Below are 24,851 nucleotides of genomic sequence, written 5' to 3'. Positions count from 1 at the left end.
GGCCCGCCCTATGCCCGGAAGAGGTGGCGGCGGATCGCCGCCACGTTGCCGAAGATGCGGACGCCGAGCACCACCACGACGCCCGTGGAGAGCTGGCCGCCCACGCCGAGCTGGTCGCCCAGGTAGACGATCAGCGCCGCCACCACCACGTTGGCGATGAACGACACGACGAACTGCTTGTCGTCGAAGATGCCGTCGAGCTTCGCGCGTACCCCGCCGAAGACCGCGTCGAGCGCGGCGACCACCGCGATGGGCAGGTACGGCTGCAGCGCCGCCGGCACGGTCGGATGGAACACGATGCCGAGGACGACTCCGGCGATCAGGGCGATTACGGCGATCATCGGCCGCCTTTCGACGGGGTGGTGGACGGGGCGGACGGGGGCGGCGCGGGCGTGGCCGCGGTGGCCTGGCGCAGGGTGGGCTCGGTGGCCGCGTCCAGCGTCACGCCGCGGACCGGCGCCACGTCGTACGACATGGCGTACTTGGTGTTCAGGGCCCGGAAGAACTTGCCCGCCGCGCCGTCGCGGAAGTCCTTGAGCAGGTCCTCGGGCCCGATCGCGATCACCTGGTACGGCGTGGTCACCGGCCGGAAGTCGACGAGGATCGCCTCCCCCGCCTGCCGGATCGTGGAGGTCGCGGTGAGCCGCTGGCCGTTGACCGCGATGGCCTCGGCGCCCGCCGCCCACAGCGCGTTCGTGGCGAGCTGCAGGTCGGTGTCGCGGACCCGGGCCTCGTTGCGCCGCTCGCCGGTGACCGGGTCGATCGGGGTGGGCCCGTCGCCGACGGTGACGCGTACGCCGTTGCCGTGCACCGGCGCCAGGCCCGTCTCGGCCTCCAGGTCGCGCAGCCGGGCGACGGCCGCGCCGCCGAGCTGCTGTTCGCGCAGGCTCGCCACCTCGGCCCGGAGCCGCTCAGCGCGGGCCTGCAGCTCGCCGGTCGCCTCGCGGCGGCTCTGCACCTGCTCGACGAGGGTGTTCCGGGCCCGCGCGCGGGCCGGCTCGTCGGCGACGGTCTGCTGGTACGCCACCACGAGCAGGAAGCCGACCCCGGCGAGGGTGAGGGCGCTGACCCCGCTCAGCATCCTGCGGCGGGCGCCGGCCGGCCCCTCGCCGCGGGCCTTGCGGGCGGCGGCCTCGGCGTACCCGGGATCCAGCGGGTTGCGGAACAGCTCGGTGAGGAAGTCCGGGGTGAACGTCCGGCGCTGGCCGCCGTCGGTGCCGTCGTCGGGCGAGGTCATCCGGCGACAGCTCCGGGCACGGCGCGGTCGGCGCGCAGCAGGGCGCGGGTCTGCGCCAGGTAGAGCACGGCGGCGGCCCAGTAGAGGCCGAGCGCCCACCAGGCCAGCCCCCAGCCGATCGGGGCGGCGACGGCGTGCGCGGCCGGCACCGCCTCGGCCAGCAGCAGCACCGGGAACGCGCCGAGCAGCACGAACGTGCCGGTCTTGCCGACGTAGTGCACCGGCGGCGGTCCGTACCCGTGGCGGCGCAGCACCAGCAGGGCGACGCCGAGGACGGCCTCGCGCAGCAGCAGGGCCGTGGTCAGCCACCAGGGGACGACCTCGCGCACGGTGAAGCCGATGAGCGTGGCCAGGATGTAGAGGCGGTCGGCGAACGGGTCGAGCAGCTCGCCGAGGCGGCTCACCGAGTTCATCCGGCGGGCGACGTACCCGTCGACCCAGTCGGTGGTGCCGCCGAGCGCGAGGACGACGACGGCCGCGACGTCGTGGTGCGGTCCGAGCAGGAGATACAGGAACAGGGGTACGCCGAGCAGCCGGATGAAGCTGATCACGTTCGGGATGGTCCAGATGCGGTCGGTGACCGCGAAGGGCGCAGCGTGCTGCGACATGGCGCCCCCTCTCCCCCGGATCCGGCCCCACCACAGGATCTCCGCGGTTGCAACCCCGCGATCCGCGCCGCTCCCCCCGGATGGGCGCCGGGCCACTATATCCAGCCCCGCCGTGGTGCCGGAGCACCCGGTGCCGGACCGTGCGGCGGCCGTCACCCGGCCCACACCCCGTAGAGCATCCTAGGAAGACAGGCCGTTTCCCCCGGCGAGGGGCACCGGCCTGTCGATCAGCGTCTGCCGCGGCGGCTACGGACGTAGTCGTCAGGCACCGGCCTGTCGATCAGCGTTTGCCGCGGCGGCTACGGACGTAGTCGTCAGGCACCGGCCTGTCGATCAGCGTTTGCCGCGGCGGCTACGGACGTAGTCGTCAGGCACCGGCCTGTCGATCAGCGTTTGCCGCGGCGGCTACGGACGTAGTCGTCAGGCACCGGCCTGTCGATCAGCGTTTGCCGCGGCGGCTGCGGACGTAGTCGTCAGGCACCGGCCTGTCGATCAGCGTTTGCCGCGGCGGCTGCGGACGTAGTCGTCCACGACGTAGCGGCCCAGCTCGGCGACGTCGGGGCTGAACACCCGGCCGCCGCTGCGCTTCGCCACCGCGTCCACGAACCGGCGCAGGCCCGGATCCTCGCCGAGCATGAACAGGTTCAGCGTGGCGCCGTAGCGGGTGAGCTGGTCGACCTCCTGGACCGTGAGCCGCACCGTCTCCGGGGTGGTCGGCCAGGTGAAGTACGCCTCGCCGTCCTCCTCCAGGTGCGCGGTGGGCTCGCCGTCGGTGACGACCAGCACCACCGGCTCCGCGCCCGGGTGCCGCCGCAGGTGCCGGCCCGCCAGCTTCAGGGCGTGCTGGAGGTTCGTGCCCTGCACCATGTCGGGCTCGATGCCCGCCAGCTCCCCCTGCGACAGCGGCATGGCGTAGCGGCCGAAGCCGACGATCTGCAGCGAGTCCTGCGGGAACTGCGTGGCGACGAGGTGCGAGAGGGCCAGCGCGGTCTGCTTCATCGGGCCCCAGCGGCCGTCCGCGAACATCGAGTACGACAGGTCGACGCAGAGCGCCACCACCGCCGAGGCCCGCCGTTCGGTCTCCGCGACCTCGAAATCCTCCGGCTCCAGGCGTACGGGCAGGGTGCCCGCCCCCGACCCGGCCCGGCGGCGGACCGCGTTGCCGATCGTGCGCACGACGTCCAGCGGCTGTTCGTCGCCGAACTGCCAGCGCCGCGACGACCCGATCAGGTCGCCGGCCGCCCCGGCGTCGCGCAGGTCGTGCGAGCCGCGGCGCTTGCTGCTGAGATCGTCGAAGACCCGGGACAGGGCGGTGTGCCCGAGCCGGCGCAGCGCCTTGGGCGACAGGGTGAGCCCGTCGTCGTCGCGGGTCACCCAGCCCTGCCGGCGCAGCTCGCGCTCGAGCTCGCGCAGCCGCCGCACGTCGTCGGCGGCGCCCCGGCCCAGCTGGCGCTCGACCGCCTCCACGTCGACGTCGTCCAGCGTGGCACCGGGGTGCTCCTGACCCAGCTGGTCGAGCAGCTCGTCCAGCTCGCCGATCTCGCCCAGCGCGGCCGTCGCGTCGCCGTAGCCCAGGTCCTCGTTCCCGCGCATCCGCTCGCCGCGGCCCCAGTTGAGGTTCGGACGCAACGCCTGGAGGTTGTCCGTCAGCCGGGCGAGCTGATCGCGCAGCGGCCCGTCGCCCAGCGCCTGGTCCATCAGCCGGGACAGCTCCTCGCGCTGCTGCGGGCTGAGCGAGCGCATCAGCCGCTCCGCCGCCGCGGCGCGCCGGGCCAGCGAGTCGATCAGCTCCTCGACGTTCGCCGGCTTCTCCGGGAAGAAGTCGCCGTGCTTCTCCATGAACCGCTGGAACGCGTCGTCGGTGTCCTCGCCGCGGGCGTGCTTGCCGAGCAGTTCGTTGAGGTCGCCGACCATCTCCGCGACCCGGGCGTCGCCGGCCGGGTCGCGGCCCCGCAGGGCGTCGCGCATGCCGGCGAAGCGCTGCTCGACGACCTCGCGCCGCAGCCCGTCGAGGATCTGCTGGTACAGCCCGCGGGCCTCCTCGCTGGCCCACCCGTAGCCGGACAGCTCCTCGACCGCCCGCGAGGTCGAGCGGGGCAGGTTGTCCAGGACTGCCTCCTGGAAGCGGGCGTCCGGGTCGTCGCGGCCACGCAGCTCGTCGCGCTCGGCGGCGAGCGCCTGGTCGAGCAGCTGCTGCGCCCGGGTCACCGCGCCGTCGAGGTTGCCCCGGCGCAACGCCTCCCGGCGCAGCCGGCGGGCCCGCGCCCGCAGGTCGTCGAGGCCCCGCCCGTCGCGCGGCCCCTGGCGGATGAGGTTGCGCAGGGCGTCGCGCAGGCTCTCGCCGCCGAGCACCCGCTCCCCGACCTCGTCGACGGCGGCCCGCACGTCGTACGGCGGCGCCAGCGGGTCCGGTCCGTCCCGCCACGCCCCGTACCTGAAACGGTTTCCGCTCATGCCGGCACTCCGCTTCGCTGCGTGCCGGCATGAGGCACGGCACTGAGCTCGATGGTGCCCTCACTGCGTTCGGGCACGGGTTCAGCTCCCGTACAGGGTGCGGCCGTCGTCGGTCAGCTCCTTGGCCAGCCGGCGGGTGAGGTGCAGGCCCTCCAGCACGAACTCGACGCCGGCGGCGGCCTGGCCGGGGCTGGGCGCGTCGCCGAGGCCGAGGCGGTCGAGGACCTTGGCGAGGCCGGGTACGGTGCCGATCTGGGCGAGCAGCTCCTCCGCCGAGACGAGGTCGCCGGTCTCGATGATCGCGCCCTCGGCGACCAGGCCGGTGAAGCCGGACAGGTCGAGGCCCGCCAGCCGGTCCCGGAACGTCTCGGCGGTGGCCAGCCGCAGCAGGTGGGCGAGGATCTCCGTCTCGCGCCCCTCCTCGCCGCTGTCGAACTCGACCTTGCCGCGCAGCGTGCTGGTGACCGACGCGGTGTCGCAGATCCGGGCGACCGCCTCGCGCTCGTGGCGCAGGCCCGCCCGGCGCAGGGCGGAGGCCGCGACGGTCTCGGCGGCGGCGATCGCGAACCGGGCCGAGATGCCGGAGCGCTGGTCCACCGCCGGCGACTCGCGGACCGCGCGGGTGTAGCGGGCGAGCACGTCGACGAGGTGGTCGGGCACCGCCGCGGCCAGCGCCGCCTCCTGCCGGATCAGCGCCGTCTCCAGCTCGATCCCGAGCGGGTAGTGGGTGCGGATCTCGGCGCCGAAGCGGTCCTTGAGCGGGGTGATGATCCGGCCGCGGTTGGTGTAGTCCTCGGGGTTGGCCGAGGCGACCAGCAGCAGGTCGAGCGGGAGCCGCAGCTGGTAGCCGCGGACCTGGATGTCGCGCTCCTCCAGCACGTTGAGCAGCGACACCTGGATGCGCTCGGCGAGGTCGGGCAGCTCGTTGACGGCGAAGATGCCGCGGTTGGTGCGCGGCACGAGGCCGAAGTGAATGGTCTCCGGGTCGCCGAGCGGGCGCCCCTCGGCCACCTTGATCGGGTCGACGTCGCCGATGAGGTCGCCGACGCTGGTGTCCGGGGTGGCGAGCTTCTCGCCGTACCGCTCGGAGCGGTGCAGCCAGGAGATGGGCAACAGGTCGCCGGTCTCCGCGGCGAGCCGGCGCACGGCCGGGGTGAGCGGATGATACGGGTGCTCCCGCAGCTCGGAACCGGTGATGTACGGCGTCCACTCGTCGAGCAGGCCGACCAGCCCGCGGATGAGCCGGGTCTTGCCCTGGCCGCGCTCGCCGAGCAGGACCATGTCGTGCCCGGCCAGCAGGGCCCGCTCGACCTCGGGCAGCACGGTGTCGTCGTAGCCGACGATGCCGGGGAACCGCGGCGCGCCGCCGCGCAGCCGGTCGAGCAGGTTGTCGCGCAGCTCTTCCTTGACCGTACGGAACTCGTGGCCGGAGGCCCGGAGCTCGCCGAGGGTGCGCGGAAGATCGGTAGGTGGGGTGGGGACAAGCGGGGTGGAAGCCTCTGTCACTTCCCGAACGCTACCCCCGGGCCGCGCCGTTCGGCCAAGACCAGTGCCCGGCGATTGGCCCTGGTTCCGCCCCGGCGGTCGCGGCACGCTCGGGGCATGACAGACGTCGAGATCCTGAGGTACGCGGCCTTCAGCGCCGACCCCTCCGGCGGCAACCCCGCCGGCGTGGTCCTGGACGCGTCGGCCCTCACCGACGACGAGATGCTGGCGATCGCGGCCGGCGTCGGCTATTCCGAGACCGCCTTCCTCACCGAGGAGCGCGGCGGCGGCGTGTTCCGGGTCCGCTACTTCAGCCCGCTGGCCGAGGTGCCGTTCTGCGGGCACGCCACGGTCGGCACGGCGGTGGCGCTCGCCGACCGCCGGGGGCCGGGCACGTACGTCTTCGTGACGAACGCGGGCGAGGTGCCGGTGACCGTCGACGAGCACCGCCGCGCCACCCTGACCAGCGTGGCCACCCGCGTCGCGGAGCTGCCCGAGGACGACCTGGAGCAGCTGCTCGGGGCGCTGGGCTGGGTGTCGGACGACCTCGACGACTCGCTTCCGCCGCGGGTGGCGTACGCGGGCGCCTATCACCCGATCGTGGCGGTCCGCACCCGCCACCGCCTCGCCGGCCTGGACTACGACGTGCCGGCGCTGAAGGCGCTGATGGAGCGCCGCGGCTGGACCACGGTCCAGCTGGTCTGGCGCGAGGGCGAGGACCGCTTCGACGTGCGCGACCCGTTCCCGGTCGGCGGCGTGTACGAGGACCCGGCGACCGGGGCGGCCGCCGCGGCGTTCGGCGGCTACCTGCGTGACCTGTGGCTCGTCGCGGGCGACGCGGTGATCGAACTCTCCCAGGGCGCCGACATGGGCCGCCCCGGCCACCTCACCGTGACGCTCACGCCGGGCGAACCGGGCGTGCGGGTCAGCGGCACGGCCGTGCCCATCCCGGGCTGAACCGGGCACGGCGGGGCCGGGCGCTAGAGTCGGGTCCCGATGAGTGCCACGATGATCGCCCGTGATCTCGCCGCGGGGCACGGCGACCGCACCCTGTTCAGCGGCCTCGAGCTGGTGGTCGGCCCCGGCGACACGATCGGCCTGGTCGGCGCCAACGGGGCCGGCAAGACGACGCTGCTGCGCACCCTCGCCGGGCTGCTGCCGGTGGAGGCGGGCTCGGTCTCGCTCAGCCCGCCCACCGCCACCGTCGGCTACCTGCCGCAGGAGCGCGGGGGCCGGCCCGGCGAGACGGTGCACGACCTGCTGCTGCGGCGCACCGGCGTGGGCCCGGCGCAGGCCGCCATGGACGCCGCCGCCGAGGCCCTGGCCGCCGGCACCCCCGGCGCCGAGGAGACGTACGCGGTGGCCCTCGAACGCTGGCTCGACCTGGGCGGCGCCGACCTGGACGAGCGCGCCGGGCAGGTCACCGCGGACCTGGGCCTGACGGTGGCGCTCGACCACCCGGCCACCGCCCTCTCCGGCGGGCAGGCGGCCCGCGCGCAGATGGCGTCGCTGCTGCTCAGCCGCTACGACATCTTCCTGCTCGACGAGCCCACCAACGACCTCGACCTGGACGGGCTGGCCCGGCTGGAGGAGTTCGTCACCGGGCTGCGCGCCGGGGTGGTCCTGGTCAGCCACGACCGGGAGTTCCTGGCCCGTACGGTGACCGACGTGCTGGAGCTCGACCTCGCCCAGCAGCAGATCCACCTGTACGGCGGCGGCTACGACGCCTACCTGGAGGAGCGGGCCACCCAGCGCCGGCACGCCCGGGAGAACTACGAGGAGTACGCCGGCCGGGTGTCCGCCCTCGAGGACCGGGCCCGTACCCAGCGCAACTGGATGGAGCACGGGGTCCGCAACGCGCGCCGCAAGGCGAAGGACAACGACAAGATCGGCCGCAACACCCGGGCCGAGTCGACCGAGAAGCAGGCGGCGAAGGCGCGGCAGACCCAGCGGATGATCGAGCGCCTGGAGGTGGTCGAGGAGCCGCGCAAGGAGTGGGAGCTGCGGATGGAGATCGCCGTGGCGCCCCGGGCGGGCGCGGTGGTGGCCGCCCTGACCGACGCGGTGGTCCGCCGCGGCGACTTCACCCTGGGCCCGGTGACGCTGCAGATCGACTGGGCCGACCGGGTCGCGATCACCGGCGCCAACGGCTCGGGCAAGTCGACGCTGCTGGCGGCCCTGCTCGGCCGGCTGCCGCTGGACGCGGGCACCGCCCACCTCGGGCCGCAGGTGGTCGTCGGCGAGGTCGACCAGGCGCGCGGGCTGTTCCTGGGCGGCGAGCCGCTGCTGACCGCGTTCGGCGCCGCCGTGCCGGAGTTCGCCGACGCGGACGTCCGCACGCTGCTCGCCAAGTTCGGGCTGCGGGCGGCGCACGTGCTGCGGCCGGCGGCGACCCTCTCCCCCGGCGAGCGGACCCGGGCCGCGCTGGCGCTGCTCCAGGCCCGCGGGGTGAACCTGCTGGTCCTGGACGAGCCGACCAACCACCTGGACCTGCCGGCCATCGAGCAGCTGGAGTCGGCGCTGGCGGGCTATCCGGGCACCCTGCTGCTGGTCACCCACGACCGGCGGATGCTGGAGGCGGTGCACACCGACCGGCATTTCGAGGTGGCCGGCGGCACGGTCACGGGCTGACCGAAACCGGGTTGCTCAGGGCGCCCTCGTTGCCGGATCGGTCCAGCCCGCTGAGGCAGTAGGTGGCACCGGCCGGCGGCGGGGCCGGATCCACGACCCTGCTACCGGCGCGGCCGGTCGCGACCAGGTTCGCCGCGGCGCCGTCCACCCGGTACAGCGCCCAGGAGGCGGCCTTCGGGCCGGCGCCGGCCTGCCACTCCACGGTCACGGCGGCGCCGGTGCGGCGCGCGGCGGTGGTCCGGGGTGCGGACGGCGGGTCCGCCGGGAGCCGGTCCATGGTGGGCACCAGCGCGGGTGCCGCGTAGTGCCGGGTGCGGTACCGGGTGACCGCACCGAGCCGGTCGGCGCGGATCTGCTTGGCGCTGAAGTGGACGCTGCCCTGTACGCCGTACCGGTCGTTGAGGGCGAGCTGGCGGTCGAGCTGGTCCGGTTCGCTCCACGCGCCCTTCTCGCCGATCCGGTAGTCGCCCTGGCCGATGTAGAGCTGCACCTTCGTGCCCTTGACCAGCGCGGACCACCACGGCAGCACCTTGGCGTAGTCGGCCTTGTCGAACCCGATCGCCCAGTAGAGCTGCGGCACCACGTAGTCGAGCCAGCCCTGGCGTACCCAGGTCCGGGTGTCGGCGTAGATCGCGTCGTAGCTCTCCAGGCCGCGGCTGTCCGAGCCGGCCGGGTCGGTGGCCCGGTTGCGCCAGATCCCGAACGGGCTGATCCCGAACTTGACCCACGGCTTGAGCTGCTTGATCCGCTCGCTCATCTCGCGGACCAGGGTGTTCACGTTCTGCCGCCGCCACTGGGCGCGGCTCTGCGCCTTGTCGGCGCGCCGGGCGAAGCTGGCATCGTCGCGGAACTCGTTGCCGCCGCCCTCCGGGTACGGGTAGAAGAAGTCGTCGAAGTGCACGCCGTCCACGTCGTACTTCTCGACGGCCTCGAGCATGGCGTCCTCGACGAACCGCCGCGCGGCCGGGTTGCCCGGGTCGAAGTAGAGCCGGGCCCGCGCGCCGTCCGGGTAGGCGATCGCCCAGTCGCGGTGCTTGAGCAGCGGATGGTTCGGTGCCAGCTTCGCGAAGTCGGCGCCGGGCCCGCTCGGGCCGGGCTGGCTCCCCCGGTACGGGTTGAACCACGCGTGGAACTCCAGGTTGCGGGCGTGCGCCTCGGCGACCATGAAGGCCATCGGATCCCAGCCGGGCGAGCGGGCGTCGCGCCTGCCGGTGAGCCACTCCGACCACGGCGCGTGGTCCGAGGGCCAGAAGGCGTCGCCGGACGGCCGGACGTGCACGAAGATCGCGTTGTGGCGCTGGGCCACGGCGAGGTCGAGCCACCGCAGGTACTCCGCCTTCACCCGGTCCTCGGGCAGCCCCGGCCGGCTGGGCCAGTCGATGTTCGTGACGGTGGTCAGCCACATGCCCCGCAGCTCCCGGGTGGCGCGGGCGGGCACCTGGCCGCAGCGCCCCACCGTGCCCCTCGCCGGCACCGCCGCCTGCCCGGCGATCGGCGCGGTCCGGGGCTCCTCGTACGTGGCGGCGCGGACCAGGCCGAGGCCGAGGACGGCGACCGCGAGCAGCACCGCGCAGACGATCAGGACGAGCCGTACGGGGGGACGGGGCACCCACCCAGTGTGCCCGGTCCTAGCGTGGTGGCATGAACGTGGTCGTGATCGGGGCGGGAATCGCCGGGCTGGCCTGTGCCCGCGCGCTGACGGACGGCGGCGCGCGGGTCCGCGTCCTGGAACGCGGCCGGGTGGTCGGCGGGCGCCTCGCGAGCAGGCGTTATGACGGCCGGTACGCCGACATCGGCGCCGCGTACCTCGTCGCCGACGACCCGGGTTTCGCCGCCCTCGCCGCCCGCTGGCAGGACCGGGGCCTCGCCCGGCCGTGGACGGACACGTTCGCGGTGTATCCGGGTTCGCCGGCCCGCGGCCCGGTGCGGTGGGCGGCGCCGGGCGGCCTGCGCTCGCTCGCGGAGGACCTGGCGGAGGGCCTCGACGTGACCCTGGAGCACGAGGTGCGCACGCTGCCGCGGGACGCGGACGCGGTCGTGCTCGCCATGCCGGGACCCCAGGCCCTGCGCCTCGGGCCTCCGGCGGGGGTCGCGGACGCCGCCCGGGGCCAGCGGTGGCAGCCGGTGCTCACGGCCGTCCTCACGTACCCGGAACGGGTCTGGGGTGATTTTCACGGCGCGTTCGTCAACGACCACCCGGTGCTCGCGACGGTCTGCGACGACGGTGACCGGCGCGGCGACGGCGCCCCGGTGCTGGTCGCCCACTCGACCCCCGGGCTGGCGGCGGACCACCTCGCCGCCCCGGACGCCGCGGGGCCGGTGCTCGCCGGGGCGGTGGCCGAGGTGCTGGGCATCCGGGCGCGGCCCGGCGTCCGCGTGCACCGCTGGACCTACGCGCAGCCCGCCCCCGGCACCGGGCCGTACGCGACCGACGGGCGGGTGTGGCTCGCCGGGGACGCGTTCGGCAGGCCGCGCGTCCAGACGGCCTGGCTGTCCGGGCGCGCGGCGGCGACGGCGGTGCTTCAGAGCAGCGAGCGGTAGACCTCGAGGGTGTCCTCGGCGATCGTGGCCCAGGAGAACTTGTCCTCGGCGCGGCGGCGCCCGGCCAGGCCCATCCGCGCGGCCAGGGCCGGGTCCTCGATCAGCCGGCGCATGGTCGCCGCGAGGTCGGCCACGAACTTGTCCGGGTCGACCGGCGTGCCGGTGCCGTCCGGGACCTGCTCGATCGGCACGAGCAGGCCGGTCTCGCCGTCGGCGACGACCTCCGGGATGCCCCCCGTCGCGGTGGCGACCACCGCGGTCTCGCAGGCCATCGCCTCCAGGTTGACGATGCCCATCGGCTCGTAGATCGACGGGCAGACGAACACCGTGGCGTGCGTCAGGACCTGCACGACCTCGTGCTTGGGCAGCATCTCCTGCACCCAGATCACGCCGTGCTCGTCGCGCGCCTCGCGCAGCCGGGTCGCCAGGGTCTCCACCTCGGCGGCGATCCCGGGCGTGTCGGGGGCGCCGGCGAGCAGCACGATCTGCGTCTCCGGGGGCAGCTCGTGGCACGCCCGCAGCAGGTACGGCAGGCCCTTCTGCCGGGTGATCCGCCCGACGAACACCACGCTGGGCCGGTTCAGGTCGATGCCGAGGCGCTCGATCACGGCGGTGCCGCGGTCCGGGGCGTACTGGGTGGTGTCGATGCCGTTGTAGACCACCCGGATCCGGTCGGGGTCGACGCCCGGGTACGCCGTGAGCACGTCCCGCTTCATGCCGGCGGACACGGCGATGACGGCGTCCGCCGCCTCGATCGCGGTGCGCTCGCAGAACGACGAGAGGGCGTACCCGCCGCCGAGCTGCTCGGCCTTCCAGGGGCGCAGCGGCTCGAGGCTGTGCGTGGTGACCACGTGCGGTACGCCGTACAGAAGCTTCGCGGTGTGCCCGGCGAAGTTGGCGTACCAGGTGTGGCTGTGCACGATGCCGGTGCCCTCGGCGCCCGCGGCCATCGCCAGGTCGACGCCCATGGTGCGCAGGGCGGCGTTCGCCCCGGCGAGCCCGGCCGGATCGGGGTACGCGGTCACGCCCGGCTCGTCGCGCTCCGCGCCGAAGCAGTGCACCCGCACGTCGGCCAGGGGGCGCAGGTCCCGGGCGAGATACTCGACGTGCACACCCGCACCGCCGTAGACCTCCGGCGGATACTCCCGGGTGAACAGGTCGACGCGGAGGCTGCCGGGGCCGGGTTTCGTACGCGAGTCGGTCACGCCACGCAGAATAAGCCTTTCGACTGGCGTGAGCGCGGCAGGAAAGTTAGCGTCTCGGTCATGGCTGTCAAGGTGCTCGCGATCGTTCTGGCAGGTGGCGAAGGCAAGCGCCTGATGCCTCTCACCGCGGACCGGGCCAAGCCCGGCGTCCCGTTCGGCGGCATCTACCGCATGATCGACTTCGTCCTCTCGAATCTGGCCAACGGCGGCTTCCTGAAGATCGTCGTGCTGACCCAGTACAAGTCCCACTCGCTCGACCGGCACATCACCAAGACGTGGCGGATGTCGACGCTGCTCGGCAACTACGTGACGCCCGTGCCGGCCCAGCAGCGGCTCGGCCCGCGCTGGTTCGCCGGCTCCGCGGACGCGATCTACCAGAGCCTCAACCTCATCAACGACGAGAACCCCGACTACGTCATCGTCTTCGGCGCCGACCACATCTACCGCATGGACCCGAAGCAGATGGTCAACGACCACATCGCCTCGGGCGCCGCGGTGACCGTGGCCGGCATCCGCCAGCCCAAGGCGATGTCGGACCAGTTCGGCGTCATCGACGTGGCCGAGGACGGCAAGCGGATCCGGGCGTTCCGGGAGAAGCCCACGGAGGTCGACGGCCTGCCCGACGCCCCTGACGAGATCTACGCGTCGATGGGCAACTACGTCTTCACCACCCGGGCCCTGTGCGAGGCGGTCAGCGCCGACGCGCGGAACCCGGACAGCAAGCACGACATGGGCGGCAACATCATCCCCATGCTCGTCGAGCGCGGCGAGGCCAACGTCTACGACTTCCGCGACAACGAGGTGCCGGGCAGCACCGACCGCGACCGCGGCTACTGGCGCGACGTGGGGACGCTCGACTCGTTCTACGAGGCCCACATGGACCTCATCGCGACCCTGCCGGTCTTCAACCTCTACAACATGGACTGGCCGATCTACACCAACTACGGCTCCTGGCCGCCGGCGAAGTTCGTCCACGGGTACGACGACCGCTCCGGCCGCGCCATCGAGTCGATGATCTCCCCCGGCGTGGTGGTCTCCGGCGCGCTGGTCGAACGCTCGGTCATCTCCCCCAACGTCCGGGTGAACTCGTGGGCCCACGTGGAGAGCTCGGTCATCATGGAGGGCGTCCAGGTGGGCCGGCGGGCGGTGATCCGCAACGCGATCCTCGACAAGAACGTCGTCGTGCCCGAGGGCGCACAGGTCGGCGTCGACCTCGAGAAGGACCGCAAGCGCTACACGGTCAGCGACAGCGGCATCGTGGTCGTCGGCAAGGGCCAGCGCATCGAGCCGTGACCCGGCCCGGCGCTACGGGCGGTCGCCGCGCAGCGTCTGCGACGGCGACACCCCGTAGCGGGCCCGGTAGGCGCCGGCGAACCGGCCCAGGTGGGTGAAGCCCCACCGGTACGCGACCTCGCTGACGCTCACCTCGCCCCGGTCGGCCCGGGTCAGCTCGGCGTGCACCCCCTCGAGGCGCAGCCGGCGCAGATAGGTCAGCGGCGGCACGCCCACGTGGCGGCGGAACGAGTCCTGCAGCACCCGGATGCCGACCCCGGCGATGCCGGCCAGCTCCGCCGCGGTGAACGACCGGCCGGGCTCGGCGTGCATCGCGTCGAGCGTGCGTTTCACCGTACGGGGGCGGCGCGCCGTCGGCCGTCCCGTCGCCCCGTCGCCCGACGAGTGCTCGACCGCGCCGGCCAGGGTGCTGATCGCCAGGTCCCGCCAGCGGCGCAGCAGCCACGGCTGGGCGGCGATCCCGTCCGGCTCCCGCAGCTCGGCGTGCAGCAGCCGGGTCAGCGCCATCCAGCTGCGACCCGGCCCGGCGGCGAGGCCGAACGTGGCGCCCAGCGGCAGCGGCGAGCCGCCGGGCGCGTCGTGCGCCGCCTCCAGCTCGCGCTCGAACGCCAGCCGCTCCACCTTGACGCTGAACAGGCGGCAGTCCGCCGACCAGCGCAGGTCGATGTCGCCGGCGGGCTGGAACACCGCCGCGCGGCCCGGGTCGGCGGTCGTCGAGGTGCCGCGGTGCTGGACCCGCACCTCGCCGGTGACCGGGGCCAGCACGTGGTACGCCGTCCGCAGATCCCCGATGGCGACGCAGATCTCCACCCCGTAGCTGACCTCGCCGATGGTCAGCGGCCCGATCTGGGTGACGTCGCCTGCGAAGTGGAAGGCGTCGGTGTCGCCGGCCGGTTTGACCTCCAGCGGGCCGTAGAACACGCGCCGGCAGAACGCCCGCGCTTCGTCCACATCGGTCGTCCTGAGCGCGGCCCGCGCGGCGACGTCCGAGTCGGTCGTGGCCGGACCGGGGTCGCGATCGACCGCCCCTGCCGTGTCCATCCGCTCACCCTAGACCGACAACGGCAACACGTGCAGTTACAAAGTGACCGGTTGACGCATTCAGGAATTCAGATATCCGTCGAGTGCCGCCGCGCCGGCGAGCATCGCCCGGCCGCGGGCCGCGAGCCGGGCATGCCATTCGTCCAGCATCGCCGCCACCGGTGCGACGCCGCCGGCCGAGCGCACCTGCGCGATCACGGCCGCCACCCGGTCGAGCCGGTAGCCGCCCCGGCGCAGCTGGTGGGCGAGGCGGGCGTCGCGGACGTCGGCCGCCGTGTAGACGCGGTAACCCGTACGCGGGTCCCGGCGCGGCCGGACCACCCCGGCGCGTTCCCATTTGCGCAGCGTCGCCGGGCGCAGGCCGAGCCGCCGCGCCAGCGGCCCGACGAACGTCTCGCCGCGGTCGTCGGCCACCGGCGCGAGGTCGCCCAGGGCGCCCTCCACGGCCCGCACCGTGCTCCGGTCGTCGGCGAGCTGGGCGTGACTCTCGTCGATGAGCCGGAACGCCTCCGCCTCGGCGCCGGCGTTCACCGCCCGCATGATCGCGGCGGCGGCCTGGTGCCCGTGCCCCGGCAGCAGGGCCAGGAAGGCGCCCAGCGCCCGCGCGTGCGCCTGCGTGTAGACGCGGTAGCCGCTCGCGGTGCGCGCGGCGGCCGGGAGGATGCCCGCGGCCTCGTAGTTGCGGACCGCCTGCGCCGAAAGGCCGTGGCGGCGCGCCAGATCCACCGGGCGGAGCTGACCACCGCTTTGAGGGTTATGCGCCATGATCCCCGTCTGACCTCGTCAAAGTCTCCACCGTCGGTTCAACGATAGCGTTGAGGGCATGACTTCCGTCGACGCCTCCACCCTGATGGCCCTGCTCCCCGGCCGGCCGCGGCTGCTCGCGCTGGGCGAACCCACCCACGGCGAGGACGATCTCCTGCGGGTCCGCAACGACCTGTTCCGCGGCCTCGTCGAGGAGCACGGATACCGCACGATCACGATCGAGAGCGACTGCCTGCGGGGCGAGCTCGTCGACGCGTACGTCGCCACGGGCGCCGGCGATCCCGACGAGGTGATGGCCCGCGGCTTCAGCCACGGATGGGGCGCCTTCGCGGGCAACCGGGAGCTGGTGGGCTGGATGCGCGCGTACAACGACGGGCGGCCCGCGGCTGACCGGGTGCGCTTCGCCGGGTTCGACGGCCCGCTGGAGATCACCGGGGCGGAGAGCCCGCGGCAGGCGCTCACCGGGCTGCACGCGTACCTGGCCGCCGGGGTCGACGCCGACCTGCTGCCGTGCACCGCGGAGACCCTCGACCGCCTGCTCGGCCCCGACGACCGGTGGCCCGACCCCGCCGCGATGCGGGACCCGTCCGCGTCCGCCGGGCGCACCGCCGACGCCCGCCGGCTCCGGCTCCTCGCGGACGACCTGGTGGCGCTGCTCGACGCGCGGACCCCCGAGCTGATCGCCGGCTCGTCCCGGGAGGACTGGGACCGGGCGCGGCTGTACGGGCGTACCGCCACCGGCCTGCTGAGCTACCACTACTGGATGGCGGACACGTCACCCGGGAGGCTGACGCGGCTGCTGGGCGTCCGCGACTCCATGATGGCCGCCAACCTGCTCGCCCTCGCCGACCGCGGCCCCACCCTGGTCAGCGCCCACAACAGCCACCTGCAACGGACCCGGAGCAGCATGACCCTGGGCGACACCCCCCTGCACTGGTGGAGCGCCGGCGCGATCGTCGACGCCCACCTCGGCGACGTCTACGCCTTCGTCGCGACCGCCGTCGGCACGATCCACCACCACGACGTCGGCACCCCACCCCCGGACACCATCGAGGGCCTCCTGTACGCCTGCGGCCAGGCGCACCTCCTCCTCGACCCGCACTCCCTGACCGCCCGGCCGGCCGCCACCCGTGTGTCCCCCTGGTACGGCTACGCCCCCCTCGACCCGGCGGACCTCCCCCACACCGACGGCCTCCTCTTCGTCCGCGACGCCCACCGGCCGTGACACCCGTACCCTGTCGGCATGTTCACCCATGAAGCCGGCTCGGGCGTCCCGGTGGTGCTCCTCCACGGATTCGGTCTGGACCATCGCAGTCTGCTGCCGCTGGAGCCGGTGTTCGAGCGGTCCGGAGGCTGGCGGCGCCCTGATCGCCGACTGGTTGCACAGGGTCCGGCGCGGGGCCTGACGCTCAGCGCGCCGCGCAGAAGGCGCGCAGGGCCTCCTCGTCGGCCGGCCCCATCCACGCGTACGTGCCGCGCAGCAGGTCGGCCCGCTGCTCGACGGTCGTGACCGTCGTCGCCAGGTCGCCCCACGGCATGCTGATGTGCAGCAACGTCCGCACGATGCCCGCCGGCAGGTGCACACCGCCGGCGGGCACGGCGCGCAGCAGCAGCCCGCTGGTGGACACGTCCTCGACGTGGCCCGACAGCGCCACCAGCCGGCGCCCCGGCTCGGAGTCGAGCTCGGCGGTGCCCGTCGCGGCGTACAGGCCAGGCTTCCGGGCCGCCCCGCGGCGCTGCACCACGTCGGTGGGGGGATCGCCGAGCCGGGTGAGGACGCCGTCCCGCAGCTCCGCCTCGACCCAGGTGACGCCGGCGCTGCTGACCAGCTCCAGAATCCCGAACCGGCGCACGCCCGGACCGTCCGGGCCGAGCACCGGGATCGGCGGAAGCTCGGCGAGGAACGGGGCGCTGACCTCGCCCAGCGAGATCAGCGCGAGCGGCTGCTCCCCCGGGCACCGCAGCACGAGCGTGCTGCCCGCCGGAATCGTGACCATGGGATCTCCCGCTCGTAGGGCCGCTTCCCCGCACGCTGCCACGCCCGCTCCGGCTCCGGAGCCATCACCGCCCGGCGTCACGCTTCCGGCGTACGTCAGAAGCAGCCCCACCCGTCGAACAGCCCCGAGTCCCGCCACCCCCGGCTCACCGCCAGAGCCCGCTCCCGCGCCCGGTTCTCCTCCTCGCACCCGAGGTCGGGCCTGCGCACCAGATCCAGCCCGCCGGCCTCGGCGACCGCCCGCCGCACCGCCGCCCCGAACCGGGCCGAATCCAGCTCCCCCCGCAGAAACGCCAGCACCACCTCGGCCTCCCCGACCCGCCGGAACCCGCCCGCCGCCATCGCCACCTCGTCGACCGCCATCCCCGCCGACAGTAGTCGGCGGGCGTCCTCCCGGCGGTCGGCAGAAAGCAGCGGGCGTGACCGTCCGAGCTGTGGGCGACTCGTCCCCGGTCGAGGCGCTCCTCCGGTCCACCGCACGTCCCGGGTCTCGAGAGCCGCGGCCGGACAGCGTCACGCCGGGGCGGGCGGTCACGGTTGGCTGCCCGTACGGACAAGTCGGTGTTGATGGGCATCAATCACGACGATGCGGGACCCTATCCTGGCGGCGAAGTTGATGTTGGTCCGAGGGGAGCACTGTGGTGAGTTCGACGAGCCGTCGTACGTTCGGGATGATGCTGGCGGTGGCCGCCGGAGTGGCGTCGGTGGCCGGCGGCGGGGTGCCCGCGGTCGCGGGCGGGCCGGCCGGCGCGGAGGCCGGGTGGACGTTGATGGACTTCGACCAGCGGCTCTGCGCCGAGGCTGACAACAGCCGGATGAACTGGGTGTTCGTCTCGCTCGCCGGGGAGTGGACCAGTACGGTCACGTTCGGGATGAGCGGGCTTCCCGAGGGGTCCACCGTGCTGCCGGCGGACCCGGTGCCGGCCGGGTCGAACGACGGCGTCAAGGTGCTCGGGCTGGTGCGGGTCGCGTTGCCGGCGCTGCCGGCCGGCACGGGTACGGCCTCGCTGTGGGCGACCGACGGGGTGGAGACGCAGAGCGTCGACGTCCCGCTGCGGGCGGTGGAACGCTGCTGAACGGCTCCGGCCGGTGGTCCCGCCCGCGGGACCACCGGCCGGGGAGCGCGCGGGCTAGGCTGCCGCGGTCTCCCAGTCGAACTCGGTGACCGCGCCGCCGGTCACCGTCACCTCGGCGCGGGGGGTCACCGGATCCTGCCAGACGACGTAGCGGCCGGCGGCCAGGTTGTCGATGACCACGCTGAACATCACGCCGTCGCGGACGTAGCGGGCGCGGACCGCGGCGTGGGTGCGACGGCCGCCGTCCTCGACCGGGCTGACCTCGATCTCGTGGCCGTGCAGGCTGCCCGGGGTGTGGATGACCAGGGCGCCGATGCCGGCGCCGATGTTCAGGACCACCGTGCCCTGGCCGGAGGGCGCGAGGGTGTGGTGATGGTGGACGCCGACGCTCACTTGCCGTCCTCACCCTCGGGGTTGTTGAAACCGTCGAACGGTACGCCCAGGTACGGGAACTTCTTCAGCAGCTTCGAGCTGGCGTCCTTGGCGGTCAGGCCCTGCTCGACCAGCGCGGCGGCCGCGTCGGGCTTGAACTTCTCGTCGACCAGCGGGAAGGTCACGCCGGCGATCGCGCGCAGCGAGATCGACACGACGTCGTCGGCGACGCGGCGGCCGTTGGGGAAGCCGGCCAGGTCACCGCCGAGGATGCCGAAGGCGTTCTGCTCCTTGGCCGGCGGCACCGCGGTGTTGAGCCGCAACATGTCGGCCTGGGTGTCGCCGGTGTTGTTCTGGAAGTCGTCGATGAGGCCGTCCGGGATGCCGGTCAGCAGGATCGCGACGAGGTCGGCGCGGGCGGTCTTCGCCTTGTTCAGCTCGGCCAGGTTGTCGAACAGCCCCGGGTAGAGCACCGGCAGCAGCTGGCCCAGCTCGGGCTGCTCGACGAACTCGGCGAACCGCTTGTCCTCGCTCGGCGGCAGGCTGTTCCACAGGTCCTTCTGCGCCATCGGCACGATGACCTCGTTGAACAGCGGGTTGCCCAGCCGGGAGACCTGGACCTGCGGGCCGACGTACACATCGTCGTTCCTGCGGCCGTGCCGCACCTGGACCTGACGCCGGCTCGCCGACGTCCACACCCCGATGACCGCCTCCGGGTCGCGCCCGCGGACCTTCTTCTTGCCGTCCTTGCGGACCATGTGCAGAGGCAACTGTACGGCGATGCTGTGCACGTTCATCTTGTCGGTGGCGTTGACGGCCTTGCCGGCGTAGTTGAACAGCTTCTGCCCGACCAGGTGCTTGTCCTGGAACGGCCGCAGCGTGCCGAGGTCGAAGATGGCGCCGAGGTCGACGAAGAACGGGTCGGCGCGCTGGCCGGCGAAGACCTTCTCGCCGGTCTTCAACTTGTGGACGGCGTCCTCGGCCAGCTTGTCGTAGTCCGGGATGGACAGTGGGCCGACGTTGCAGGGCGGGCAGGGCAGCTTCTCGGCGAGCACCGTGTGCTTGCCGCTGGCATCCACCCGGGTCACCGAATAGAACTGCCGCCGGTTCCAGTTCTCGCTGTCGAGCGATTCGATCGGGCCGGTGTTGTAGAGGAACGTCCGGTCGTTACGCAGCTCGGTGCGGAACCGGAACTGGTACGTGAGATCGGGCCGCCCGTCGCCGTTCTTGTCGACGTGGATCTCGTACAGCACGTCGTCGCCGAACTCGAAGAAGTTCGGGCCGCTCGCGGGCAGCTGCAGCGGCACGTAGTTCGCGATCAGCGTCACCGTGTCCGGGTTGTCCGGGCTGACGAAGGCGTACAGGTCGGAGCTGTCGGCCACCGGGTCCTTGCTGATCTCCGGGGCTTCGCGGTGCGAGGACATGAGTCTGCCTTCCTGGTCAGCGCTTGACGGCTTTGAGCAGCTTCTTCGCCAGGCCGGCGTCGGTGATGGTGATCCTCGACCCGCCCGAGAACAGGTCGAAGGTGCCCTTCTTCGCGTCACGCAGGGACAGCACCAGCGGCTCGCCGTCGGCGGCGGCGCCGCCCTTCTCACCCGCCAGGCTCAGCCCGGCCACGCCGGCGGCGGAAGCCCCGACACCCACGGTCGCGGCGATGGTAAGAACCCGACGGCGCGACAGGCGGGAAACCGCCCTCGCACCGTAGTGGACACGACTCATGCTCGGCCTTTCGTCACGCGCTCCGGGGTCTCCCACCGGCGGCGCAGATCGGGATTGTTGCCCGGTTGAACGTCGTCGACAGCCATCAGTACGAAGCGGCCCCGGAAGGAGTTCAAAGCAATTTCTCAGGAAAGGTTCTCCACAGGTTTCGCCGCCACGACCAGGGCCGCCACCACCGCCGCAGCGGCGGCCCCCAGGACGGCGGTCGCCCGGCCCTGACCGGCCACGACCAGCAGCACCGCGATGCCCACGGCCGCGCCGAGCTGGATCTCCGGCGGGCTGCTCACCGCCGGGGCCGACGGCGGTCGGTCTGGCTCTTCACCCACCGATGGCGGAGGATCGGCGGATGACCGGTTCCGCCGTCGATGCCCACCTGGCGCCGCACTGGGGCGCCGCCGCCCTCGTCACCATCGACATGCAGCGCGACTTCCTGTCCGAGAGCCGCTACGGCCTCTCCGGCACCACCGAGATCGTCCCGCCCCTGCGCGACCTGATCGACGCGTTCCGGACCGCCAGCCGCCCGATCATCCACATCGTCCGCCTCTACCGGGGCGACGACGTCGACCGGGTCCGCCGCACCCTGATCGGCTCCGGGGCCGACATGGTCCGCCCCGGCACCCCCGGCCGCCTGCTGGCACCCGGCCTCCTGCCCGGCGACGGACCGGACCTCGACGACGACCTCCTGCTGGCCGGGAAACCCCAACCCCTCGGACCGCACGAGTACGCCCTGTTCAAACCGCGCTGGGGCGCGTTCTACCGGACCCCGCTGGACGACATGCTGCGGGAGCGGGAGGTCGACACGGTGGTGTTCGCGGGCTGCAACCTGCCGAACTGCCCGCGGGCCAGCATCATCGAGGCCAGCGAGCGGGACTACCGCGTGGTGCTGGCGGCGGACGCCGTCTCGCAGGCGACCGGGCAGGGGTTGCGCGAGGTCGCCGGGCTGGGCGTGGTGCTGCTGGACGTCGCGGAGATCGTCGCGGGCCTGGCGGTGAGGTGATTTTGTCAGTGGATGGTAAGGACGTGAACCCTTCCGGCGACGCGGGCGGGCCGGTTGACTCGAGGTCGTGATCCGACGACTTCTCCGCACCCCGCTCTCCTGGCTCCTGCTCGCCGTGCTGGGCCTGGCCGCCGCCGGCGGCCTCTACTGGTTCCAGCCGTGGCGCCTGTTCACCGACACCACCGTCGCCGAGACCCTCACGCAGGTCCCCGCTTCCACGCCGCCCGGCGCGCAAGCCTCGCCGGGGCCGCCCAGCGCCCCGGCCACGGCCACGCCGGCCACCTCCCGCCCCGCGGCACCCGCGGTGGTCGGTCAGGGCTCCTTCGTCACGCACGAGCACACCACCACGGGCACCGCCCGCCTGATCCGCAACCCCGACGGCAGCCATCAGCTCGAACTGGCCGGCCTGTCGACCTCCGACGGACCCGACCTGCGCGTGTGGCTCAGCGACCAACGGGTCGGCACGGGCTCCGACGCCTGGCACGTCTTCGACGACGGGCGCTACCTCGAACTCGGGCGGCTCAAGGGCAACCGCGGCGACCAGGTCTACCCGGTGCCGCGGAGCGCCGACCTGACCGCGCTGCGCAGCATCAGCATCTGGTGCAAGCGCTTCTCGGTCTCCTTCGGCGCCGCCGCCCTGACCTGACGCCGTGCTTGCATCTCGAGCGGCTTGAGATCGCATAGTGGGCGTCGTGGACACCAACGAGCTGTACCCCATCGGGGACGTCGCCCGGCGGACCGGCCTGAGCGTCAGCGCCGTCCGGTACTACGCGGACGCCGGGGTCGTCACGCCGGCCGCCGTCACCCCGGCCGGCCACCGCCTCTACGACGTGTCCGCCATCGCCCGGCTGGAGCTGGTCCGGACGCTGCGGGACCTCGACGCCGGCCTGGACGAGATCCGGCGGGTGCTGGCCGGCGAGGCGACGCTGCGCGCGCTGGCCACCACCCACCTCGCCCTGCTGGAACGGCAGGAGGCGCGGCTGCGCGGCCGTCGCGCGGTGCTGTCCGCCATCGTCCGGCAGGACACCACGGCCGAGCAGGTCACCCTGATGCACAAGCTGGTCGGCATGCCGGACGAGGAACGGGAACGGCTGATCGACGAGTTCTGGACGGAGGTGACCACCGGCTGGGAGCCGCCGGAGCGGATGGTCCGGTGGTGGCGGGCGGCCCGGCCCGAGCTGCCCGAGAGTCCCACCGCGGCCCAGCTGGAGGCGTGGATCGCGCTGGCCGAGCTGGTCCGCGACCCCGAGGTCCGCCAGGCCGTACGCCGCGAGCTGCGCGACGCGTGCACCACCGGCGCCGGGCCCGTGATGATGTCGTCGCCGATGCTGGACACCCTGGAGGCGGCCACCCCGGCCGGCCGCGCGGCGATGGACGCGGCCCGGGACCGGGTGCCGCCGGACTCGCCGCGGGCCCGCGCGGTCGCCGACGGCTGGATCGGGTGGCTGTCCGGCGTCTTCGCGACCCCGGACAGCCCCGGCCGGCCGGACACCCCCGAGTTCCGGCTCGAGGCGGCCGGCCACATGCGGCAGGCCGCCGAATGGGACCACGCCCTGCCGGACCCCCGGGGCCCCTTCGACCGCTACATGGCCCTGGTCGCGGCCGTGAACAACGGACCACCGGAACCGTTCCCATTCGAATGGCTGGCCGAGGCCCTGCACGCGTCCGCCCTCCCGCCTCCCTGACTGCCTCCCTGACCACCTCATGGGCCGACTCGCGGGGCCGACTCACGGACCGGCTCACGGGCCGACTCGCGGACCGGCTCACGGGCCGACTCGCGGGGCCGACTCACGGGGCCGGCTCACGGGGCCGGCTCACGGGGCCGGCTCACGGGGCCGGCTCACGGGGCCGGCTCACGGGGCCGGCTCACGGGGCCGGCTCACGGGGCCGGCTCACGGGGCCGGCTCACGGGGCCGGCTCACGGGGCCGGCTCACGGGCCGCTGCCGGCTGGTCCCGTCGACCGCTGCCGGCCTGGGCGGGCTGGTCGAGATGGACCACCGGATTCTGCCCGGACCCGGCCTCGTCGCCGGCCGTCGCGGCGGCTGATGTGGTCGCCGGCTCAGTCGTGGCCGCGTAGCCGCGGGTGACCCTCTACCGCTGCCAGAGGTACGGCGTGGTCGTGGAGACCTTCAGCAGGCCCGAGCGTTCCAGGATCGGGCGGGAGAACTCGGTCGAGTCGCTGTTGATGAGGGTCTTGCCGAGTCTCAGGGCTGAGCGGGCCCGCTGGGCCGTCAGGGCGCGGTAGATGCCGCGGCCGCGCCATTCCTTGAGGGTCGCGCCGCCCCAGATGCCGGCGAAGTCGGTGCCGGGTACCGGTTCGAGGCGGCCCGCGCTGACGAACCGGCCACCGGCTTCGGCGGCCCACAGCTCCATGCCGTCCCCGGCCGCGAGGCGGCGCAGGAGGGCGTCCGCCGTGGTCTCGTCGGCCGGCTCGCCGAACGCTTCGTCGGCCATCGCGCTCATCGCGCGTACGTCCGCCTCGCCGGTGATCCGGCGGAGGGTGACGCCCTCGGGCAGCGTGACGCCGGCGATCAGGGAGCGGGCCTCGCCTATCATGATCGACTCGGGCTCGTCCGGCGTGAAGCCGTGCTCCAGCAGGGCCTCGTGCAGGCCGGGTGCGTGATCGTGGCCGCGGGTCTTCCATTCGACGCGGGTGATCCGCGGGTCCGTACGGTAATGGTCGAGGGCCTCGGTGACCAGCCGCCGGGTCGCCGCGGCGTCCGCACCCTCGAGGCTGCGGTAGGTGATGAAGCCGCGACCGCCCGCGAAGGTCACGAGGCGCAGCGGCCCGTGCCGGGCGACGGAGACCGCACCCGGCGTCTCGGCGTCGGTGCGGAGCTGGTCGTCGTACGCTGCGAGAAGGTGAGCCGCGTCCATCACGACCGCCACGTTGCCCCGCGGGTGGCCCCGGGGCAACCGAATTCGGCGGCGGGCGGCCGTACCCTTCATGATGCTGGGGTGAGGAATGCGACTGTCCGGCCCCTGACCATCCGAGCGCGGCGGTCCGAGGATCTCGACCGGTGCGTCGAGGTGCTGCGCGAGGTACGCCTGGCCGACGGCTACCCGATGAAGTGGCCGTCCGATCCCCGGGCCTGGCTGGACCAGCCGCGGCTCGACCGGGCCTGGGTGGCGCAGAGCTCCCCGGAGGTCATCGACGGCCACGTCGCCCTGCAGAACGGCCGGGAGGTCACCCGCCTGTTCGTGGCGCCCGCGGCCCGGCGCCTCAGGGTCGCCAGCGCGCTGCTCGACCACGTGAGCGTGTGGGCCGGCGGACGGCTGATCCTCCACGTGGTCGACAAGCCGAACTCCCGCGCGGTCGCGTTCTACGAGGCCACCGGCTGGCGCTACACGAACACCACGACCGCCGGCTGGAGCGGCCCCCGCGGCGAGACGGTCCGGCTGCGGCACTACGTCCGGTAGCCCGGCGACG

The 24,851-nt window shown here is 73.6% G+C and carries 26 protein-coding genes; 10 read left to right on the top strand and 16 right to left on the bottom strand.

The window, feature by feature from the left end:
- Positions 1-8 precede the first annotated feature (8 nt).
- The 5 genes from CLV70_RS31100 to CLV70_RS31080 form a co-directional block, all read right to left on the bottom strand.
- Positions 9-341, bottom strand: coding sequence for a small basic family protein (locus CLV70_RS31100; RefSeq protein WP_106130194.1), 333 nt, complete (start codon positions 339-341; stop codon positions 9-11).
- Positions 338-1,237: a DUF881 domain-containing protein gene (locus CLV70_RS31095; RefSeq protein ID WP_106130193.1), complete on the bottom strand. Its 900-nt coding sequence runs from the start codon at positions 1,235-1,237 to the stop codon at positions 338-340. The genes CLV70_RS31100 and CLV70_RS31095 overlap by 4 nt, the downstream gene beginning before the upstream one ends.
- Positions 1,234-1,845, bottom strand: coding sequence for a cardiolipin synthase ClsA (gene clsA, locus CLV70_RS31090; protein ID WP_106130192.1), 612 nt, complete (start codon positions 1,843-1,845; stop codon positions 1,234-1,236). Before clsA ends, CLV70_RS31095 begins: the two co-directional genes overlap by 4 nt.
- 492 nt (positions 1,846-2,337) lie before the next feature.
- On the bottom strand, positions 2,338-4,299 hold the full coding sequence (locus CLV70_RS31085; protein ID WP_106130191.1) for a vWA domain-containing protein: 1,962 nt from the start codon (positions 4,297-4,299) through the stop codon (positions 2,338-2,340).
- A gap of 81 nt (positions 4,300-4,380) precedes the next feature.
- On the bottom strand, positions 4,381-5,805 hold the full coding sequence (locus CLV70_RS31080) for a sigma 54-interacting transcriptional regulator (RefSeq protein ID WP_106130190.1): 1,425 nt from the start codon (positions 5,803-5,805) through the stop codon (positions 4,381-4,383).
- A 96-nt stretch (positions 5,806-5,901) separates the two neighbouring features.
- Here CLV70_RS31080 and CLV70_RS31075 point away from each other — a divergent pair, with 96 nt between their 5' ends.
- Both CLV70_RS31075 and CLV70_RS31070 read left to right on the top strand, forming a co-directional pair.
- A complete protein-coding gene (locus tag CLV70_RS31075; protein ID WP_106130189.1) occupies positions 5,902-6,741 on the top strand; it encodes a PhzF family phenazine biosynthesis protein in 840 nt (279 codons plus the stop codon).
- A 39-nt stretch (positions 6,742-6,780) separates the two neighbouring features.
- Positions 6,781-8,415, top strand: a complete 1,635-nt coding sequence (locus tag CLV70_RS31070; RefSeq protein ID WP_106130188.1) for an ABC-F family ATP-binding cassette domain-containing protein — start codon at positions 6,781-6,783, stop codon at positions 8,413-8,415.
- Here CLV70_RS31070 and CLV70_RS31065 read toward each other — a convergent pair.
- A complete protein-coding gene (locus CLV70_RS31065; protein ID WP_106130187.1) occupies positions 8,405-10,024 on the bottom strand; it encodes a glycoside hydrolase family 10-like protein in 1,620 nt (539 codons plus the stop codon). The genes CLV70_RS31070 and CLV70_RS31065 overlap by 11 nt on opposite strands.
- Before the next feature lie 32 nt (positions 10,025-10,056).
- On the opposite strand from CLV70_RS31065, the gene CLV70_RS31060 reads away from it, so the two are divergent.
- Positions 10,057-10,956: an NAD(P)/FAD-dependent oxidoreductase gene (locus CLV70_RS31060; protein ID WP_106130186.1), complete on the top strand. Its 900-nt coding sequence runs from the start codon at positions 10,057-10,059 to the stop codon at positions 10,954-10,956.
- Here CLV70_RS31060 and glgA read toward each other — a convergent pair.
- Positions 10,938-12,161 (bottom strand): glycogen synthase, encoded by a 1,224-nt coding sequence (gene glgA, locus CLV70_RS31055; RefSeq protein ID WP_106130185.1) that lies wholly within the window; start codon positions 12,159-12,161, stop codon positions 10,938-10,940. The two genes, CLV70_RS31060 and glgA, sit on opposite strands and share 19 nt — an antisense overlap.
- A 60-nt stretch (positions 12,162-12,221) precedes the next feature.
- Here glgA and glgC point away from each other — a divergent pair, with 60 nt between their 5' ends.
- On the top strand, positions 12,222-13,454 hold the full coding sequence (gene glgC / locus CLV70_RS31050) for a glucose-1-phosphate adenylyltransferase (protein WP_106130184.1): 1,233 nt from the start codon (positions 12,222-12,224) through the stop codon (positions 13,452-13,454).
- A gap of 12 nt (positions 13,455-13,466) precedes the next feature.
- Here the strand turns inward: glgC and CLV70_RS31045 are convergent, their stop codons facing one another.
- The gene (locus tag CLV70_RS31045; RefSeq protein ID WP_106130183.1) at positions 13,467-14,495 is read right to left on the bottom strand and encodes an AraC family transcriptional regulator; all 1,029 of its coding nucleotides are present in this window, start codon (positions 14,493-14,495) and stop codon (positions 13,467-13,469) included.
- 60 nt (positions 14,496-14,555) lie between these two features.
- Positions 14,556-15,221, bottom strand: a complete 666-nt coding sequence (locus tag CLV70_RS31040; protein WP_342750429.1) for a TioE family transcriptional regulator — start codon at positions 15,219-15,221, stop codon at positions 14,556-14,558.
- Positions 15,222-15,318: 97 nt separating this feature from the next.
- Here CLV70_RS31040 and CLV70_RS31035 point away from each other — a divergent pair, with 97 nt between their 5' ends.
- The gene (locus CLV70_RS31035) at positions 15,319-16,485 is read left to right on the top strand and encodes an erythromycin esterase family protein (protein WP_106130181.1); all 1,167 of its coding nucleotides are present in this window, start codon (positions 15,319-15,321) and stop codon (positions 16,483-16,485) included.
- A 184-nt stretch (positions 16,486-16,669) separates the two neighbouring features.
- Here the strand turns inward: CLV70_RS31035 and CLV70_RS31030 are convergent, their stop codons facing one another.
- Together CLV70_RS31030 and CLV70_RS39295 are read right to left on the bottom strand one after the other, a co-directional pair.
- Positions 16,670-17,257, bottom strand: a complete 588-nt coding sequence (locus CLV70_RS31030) for a hypothetical protein (protein ID WP_106130235.1) — start codon at positions 17,255-17,257, stop codon at positions 16,670-16,672.
- A 95-nt stretch (positions 17,258-17,352) separates the two neighbouring features.
- Positions 17,353-17,619 carry a hypothetical protein gene (locus tag CLV70_RS39295; protein WP_146164218.1) on the bottom strand — a complete coding sequence of 89 codons (267 nt, stop codon included), beginning with the start codon at positions 17,617-17,619 and terminating at the stop codon, positions 17,353-17,355.
- Between the two features lie 278 nt (positions 17,620-17,897).
- Here CLV70_RS39295 and CLV70_RS31025 point away from each other — a divergent pair, with 278 nt between their 5' ends.
- Positions 17,898-18,332 (top strand): DUF5980 family protein, encoded by a 435-nt coding sequence (locus CLV70_RS31025; protein ID WP_146164217.1) that lies wholly within the window; start codon positions 17,898-17,900, stop codon positions 18,330-18,332.
- A 54-nt stretch (positions 18,333-18,386) separates the two neighbouring features.
- On the opposite strand, the gene CLV70_RS31020 is transcribed toward CLV70_RS31025, so the two are convergent.
- The 4 genes from CLV70_RS31020 to CLV70_RS39890 all read right to left on the bottom strand — a co-directional run bounded on the left by CLV70_RS31020 (position 18,387) and on the right by CLV70_RS39890 (position 20,710).
- Entirely contained in the window at positions 18,387-18,725 is a 339-nt protein-coding gene (locus CLV70_RS31020; RefSeq protein ID WP_106130179.1) for a phospholipase, read from the bottom strand.
- Positions 18,722-20,128 carry a DUF4331 domain-containing protein gene (locus CLV70_RS31015; RefSeq protein WP_106130178.1) on the bottom strand — a complete coding sequence of 469 codons (1,407 nt, stop codon included), beginning with the start codon at positions 20,126-20,128 and terminating at the stop codon, positions 18,722-18,724. The genes CLV70_RS31020 and CLV70_RS31015 overlap by 4 nt, the downstream gene beginning before the upstream one ends.
- A 16-nt stretch (positions 20,129-20,144) precedes the next feature.
- Positions 20,145-20,348, bottom strand: a complete 204-nt coding sequence (locus tag CLV70_RS31010) for a hypothetical protein (protein ID WP_245908562.1) — start codon at positions 20,346-20,348, stop codon at positions 20,145-20,147.
- 200 nt (positions 20,349-20,548) lie between these two features.
- Positions 20,549-20,710 carry a hypothetical protein gene (locus CLV70_RS39890; RefSeq protein ID WP_158277856.1) on the bottom strand — a complete coding sequence of 54 codons (162 nt, stop codon included), beginning with the start codon at positions 20,708-20,710 and terminating at the stop codon, positions 20,549-20,551.
- Between the two features lie 59 nt (positions 20,711-20,769).
- On the opposite strand from CLV70_RS39890, the gene CLV70_RS31005 reads away from it, so the two are divergent.
- The 3 genes from CLV70_RS31005 to CLV70_RS30995 all read left to right on the top strand — a co-directional run bounded on the left by CLV70_RS31005 (position 20,770) and on the right by CLV70_RS30995 (position 23,105).
- Positions 20,770-21,420, top strand: coding sequence for a cysteine hydrolase family protein (locus tag CLV70_RS31005; protein WP_106130176.1), 651 nt, complete (start codon positions 20,770-20,772; stop codon positions 21,418-21,420).
- Positions 21,421-21,487: 67 nt separating this feature from the next.
- The gene (locus tag CLV70_RS31000; RefSeq protein ID WP_106130175.1) at positions 21,488-22,066 is read left to right on the top strand and encodes a DM13 domain-containing protein; all 579 of its coding nucleotides are present in this window, start codon (positions 21,488-21,490) and stop codon (positions 22,064-22,066) included.
- Positions 22,067-22,112: 46 nt separating this feature from the next.
- Positions 22,113-23,105: a MerR family transcriptional regulator gene (locus tag CLV70_RS30995; protein ID WP_106130234.1), complete on the top strand. Its 993-nt coding sequence runs from the start codon at positions 22,113-22,115 to the stop codon at positions 23,103-23,105.
- A gap of 407 nt (positions 23,106-23,512) precedes the next feature.
- Here the strand turns inward: CLV70_RS30995 and CLV70_RS30990 are convergent, their stop codons facing one another.
- Positions 23,513-24,298, bottom strand: coding sequence for a GNAT family N-acetyltransferase (locus CLV70_RS30990; RefSeq protein WP_106130233.1), 786 nt, complete (start codon positions 24,296-24,298; stop codon positions 23,513-23,515).
- 81 nt (positions 24,299-24,379) lie between these two features.
- Between CLV70_RS30990 and CLV70_RS30985 the strand changes: the two genes are divergently transcribed.
- Positions 24,380-24,841 carry a GNAT family N-acetyltransferase gene (locus CLV70_RS30985; protein WP_245908561.1) on the top strand — a complete coding sequence of 154 codons (462 nt, stop codon included), beginning with the start codon at positions 24,380-24,382 and terminating at the stop codon, positions 24,839-24,841.
- The last annotated feature ends 10 nt before the right edge of the window (positions 24,842-24,851 follow it).

This window comes from Pseudosporangium ferrugineum (genome assembly GCF_003002065.1).
GTDB classification, from domain to species: domain Bacteria; phylum Actinomycetota; class Actinomycetes; order Mycobacteriales; family Micromonosporaceae; genus Actinoplanes; species Actinoplanes ferrugineus_A.
This window is presented reverse-complemented; position numbering and strand designations above follow the sequence as displayed.

What these genes read in the sequence shown, in the direction of transcription:
- CLV70_RS31100 (WP_106130194.1), bottom strand. Translation starts at nt 341, where the DNA reads ATGATCGCCGTAATCGCCCTGATCGCCGGAGTCGTCCTCGGCATCGTG.
- CLV70_RS31095 (WP_106130193.1), bottom strand. Translation starts at nt 1,237, where the DNA reads ATGACCTCGCCCGACGACGGCACCGACGGCGGCCAGCGCCGGACGTTC.
- clsA (WP_106130192.1), bottom strand. Translation starts at nt 1,845, where the DNA reads ATGTCGCAGCACGCTGCGCCCTTCGCGGTCACCGACCGCATCTGGACC.
- CLV70_RS31085 (WP_106130191.1), bottom strand. Translation starts at nt 4,299, where the DNA reads ATGAGCGGAAACCGTTTCAGGTACGGGGCGTGGCGGGACGGACCGGAC.
- CLV70_RS31075 (WP_106130189.1), top strand. Translation starts at nt 5,902, where the DNA reads ATGACAGACGTCGAGATCCTGAGGTACGCGGCCTTCAGCGCCGACCCC.
- CLV70_RS31070 (WP_106130188.1), top strand. Translation starts at nt 6,781, where the DNA reads ATGAGTGCCACGATGATCGCCCGTGATCTCGCCGCGGGGCACGGCGAC.
- CLV70_RS31060 (WP_106130186.1), top strand. Translation starts at nt 10,057, where the DNA reads ATGAACGTGGTCGTGATCGGGGCGGGAATCGCCGGGCTGGCCTGTGCC.
- glgC (WP_106130184.1), top strand. Translation starts at nt 12,222, where the DNA reads ATGGCTGTCAAGGTGCTCGCGATCGTTCTGGCAGGTGGCGAAGGCAAG.
- CLV70_RS31045 (WP_106130183.1), bottom strand. Translation starts at nt 14,495, where the DNA reads ATGGACACGGCAGGGGCGGTCGATCGCGACCCCGGTCCGGCCACGACC.
- CLV70_RS31035 (WP_106130181.1), top strand. Translation starts at nt 15,319, where the DNA reads ATGACTTCCGTCGACGCCTCCACCCTGATGGCCCTGCTCCCCGGCCGG.
- CLV70_RS31030 (WP_106130235.1), bottom strand. Translation starts at nt 17,257, where the DNA reads ATGGTCACGATTCCGGCGGGCAGCACGCTCGTGCTGCGGTGCCCGGGG.
- CLV70_RS39295 (WP_146164218.1), bottom strand. Translation starts at nt 17,619, where the DNA reads ATGGCGGTCGACGAGGTGGCGATGGCGGCGGGCGGGTTCCGGCGGGTC.
- CLV70_RS31015 (WP_106130178.1), bottom strand. Translation starts at nt 20,128, where the DNA reads ATGTCCTCGCACCGCGAAGCCCCGGAGATCAGCAAGGACCCGGTGGCC.
- CLV70_RS31005 (WP_106130176.1), top strand. Translation starts at nt 20,770, where the DNA reads ATGACCGGTTCCGCCGTCGATGCCCACCTGGCGCCGCACTGGGGCGCC.
- CLV70_RS30990 (WP_106130233.1), bottom strand. Translation starts at nt 24,298, where the DNA reads ATGGACGCGGCTCACCTTCTCGCAGCGTACGACGACCAGCTCCGCACC.